The following is a 2,737-nucleotide window of genomic DNA, read 5'->3' on the forward strand; positions in this document are numbered from 1 at the left end:
GCCGATTCACGTGCATTTTTTGTCGAAATGGTGTATACTTATATATAGTGATTGAAAAAATTATATAAGGGTGATGAATTGAAGAAAATTAGATTAAATCTTCGTGAAAAATTAACAAGAGGAACGCTCCTGTGGGTTTACGCAGATGATGGTAAGGCATATCACAGCAGTAAACGCTTCGATACAGCTTCATTTAATGAACACGATTCAAATTACCTTGGAGAAATTGACAAAGTGTCTACTAATAAAAGACAACTCAACTCCCTATACACAATGCTCAAGAAATCAGATAGAATTTACGGCATTTGTTTGAATAAAAAGGGACAAGCAGCTGTTCTTAACAATAAAACGACTGGTGATGAAATTATTTTCTTTCCAACTTGGGAAAAAATGACTTCATTTGGTAAAGCGCATTTTACAATAATAGACAAAATCGAAGCAGAAATACAGCGAAAAGAAAAAACAAGGTTGAAATGGCTTCAAAGAGGACAAGCTTATGTCAATAGACAAAACAAAACCGCAAAAGAAGCATAGTTTACTTCTAATACCCTCAACAAACTGTCCGCACAAAACTTACACACCACATGAATAATTCATAAAATAAAACCAACGCCCGCGAGCATTACAGCAGGCGTTGGTTTTCGTTATATTGGCGACATTAACCCTTCACCCCTAAATTAGGTTTTCTATATGTTTGATTATAAATAAACAAGGGAAGTTTTATATAAATACCTGTTAAATAATCATATATATATAAATTTTATAAGGAGTTTTTTAGTTGTCACCTGATCAGATTGGCTTTACATTGCTTTATTTGGGAATTTTTTTGTTGCTTGGAAAATGGCTTCGCATAAGGGTGAAATGGCTGCAGAATTTATTTTTACCATCATCCATTATTGGTGGATTTCTAGCATTATTACTCGGACCTCAGGTGCTGGGAAAGTTACTGGGCTTGTTTGTAAACAGTGATTCGTTTTGGATTCAAGGCATCCTACCCGGAGGAGTGATTGAAGTATGGGAAACTTTACCGGGATTAATGATAAGTGTTGTTTTTGCCACATTATTTATTGGTTCAACGATCCCAAGCATACCAAAAATATGGCGTTTAGCCGGACCTCAAATTTCCTTTGGGTGGGCAATAGGCTGGGGACAGTATGTCGTTGGTGTTTTACTCGCGTTATTGGTTATAACGCCATTTTTCGGCCTTCCTCCAATGGCGGGAGCACTAATTGAAATTTCTTTTGAAGGTGGACATGGCACTGCTGCAGGGCTGGCTGGTACATTTGAAAAATTGGGTTTTCCAGAGGCATATGATCTATCTATTGGTCTGGCAACAGTTGGTCTGCTATCCGGATTAGTGATAGGGATTATATTGATTAACTGGGCAGTGAGAAGAAATAAAACAGAAATTATTAAAAATGTGGAAGGTTTCTCGAAGTTAAAGAAACAAGGAATTATGGAGTTTGAAAATAGGGAACCAGCTGCTAAGATGACTGTTCGCCCAGAATCTATTGAACCACTTTCTTTCCATTTTGCAATCGTAGGTTTGGCTGTTCTGGCAGGTTATTTGTTATTGCAATTCTTAATTTGGATAGAGAGTGTAACTTGGGGAGCAATTACGGATTCAGCTTTTATGACATACATACCTTTGTTTCCGCTAGCGATGATCGGAGGAATTATTGTTCAACTTGTGTTTAGCAAGGTGGATCAGTCAGAAATAGTGGATCGCCATATGATTAATCGTATTCAAGGGTTTGCATTGGATATATTGATTGTCTCGGCAATTGGAACGATTTCCCTTGATGTTATAGGATCCTATATTATTCCATTTTTACTACTCGCCATCACCGGTATTGCGTGGAATGTGTTCGGTGTGCTTGTTTTAGCACCAAGGATTATTCCTTCCTACTGGTTTGAACGAGCTATTGGAGACTTTGGTCAATCAACGGGTGTTACTGCGACAGGACTTTTGCTCATGCGTGTCGTTGATCCGGATAATGAATCTCCCGCATTGGAAAGTTTCGGATATAAGCAACTGATGTATGAACCATTTCTTGGCGGTGGATTAGTCACTGCGCTATCCGTGCCTTTAATTTTTGAATTTGGCCCTATCCCATTTCTGATTTTTTCCGCAATTATGTGTGTGCTTGGCTTATTGCTCGGACTATTATACTTCGGGAAAAAATCGGTCTAGTACATCATGGCCGAATTATTGAATCAGTATTCCTGCTTCAACCACCGCAGATGGAATACACTCGCTTTCCGGGGGCGGCTGATGAGCCTCCTCGTGCTGACGCACTGCGGGGTCTCACCTAGGCCTCATCTCCCCCAGGACAAGGAAGGCTACAGCAGCGATGCATCGCACGCAGAAAAAGCGGGTTTCTTTTTCAAGGAGTCTCGCGTATTCCATCTGCTAGGTTAGTTAAAGATTAGCCAACAGAGCGCTAAACTAGTTGATTGGAACGGAAGGCGACGACTCCTCGAAAATAAAGAACAATTTTCTTCGTGCGATGTTACGCTGCCGAAGCTTTCCTTATCCTGGGTCTGGGACTGTGATTACTCGACCCACCGAAAACATTTGCGGGAATAGCACGTGCCTGAAGACCCCGCAGTACTTTAAGGAAGGTCGACTAAAACCGTTCTTTGCGAACAACGTCGACATACCCTTTGCCAGGACAAGGAGGCTGAAGCCGTGCCCGCGGCAAAGTAGACACTGTGAAAGTGGTCTTCTTGAAAA

General features: G+C 40.6%; 2 protein-coding genes. Both read left to right on the top strand.

Annotated features, from left to right (window positions below; translation table 11 throughout):
* Nucleotides 1-78 precede the first annotated feature (78 nt).
* A complete protein-coding gene (locus VK097_RS13290) occupies nucleotides 79-534 on the top strand; it encodes a hypothetical protein (RefSeq protein ID WP_324212279.1) in 456 nt (151 codons plus the stop codon).
* Nucleotides 535-778: 244 nt separating this feature from the next.
* Nucleotides 779-2,194 carry a sodium/glutamate symporter gene (locus VK097_RS13295; RefSeq protein WP_324212280.1) on the top strand — a complete coding sequence of 472 codons (1,416 nt, stop codon included), beginning with the start codon at nucleotides 779-781 and terminating at the stop codon, nucleotides 2,192-2,194.
* The last annotated feature ends 543 nt before the right edge of the window (nucleotides 2,195-2,737 follow it).

Origin of the sequence: Lentibacillus sp., from assembly GCF_035301675.1 — a bacterium.
Lineage (GTDB): Bacteria > Bacillota > Bacilli > Bacillales > Amphibacillaceae > Lentibacillus.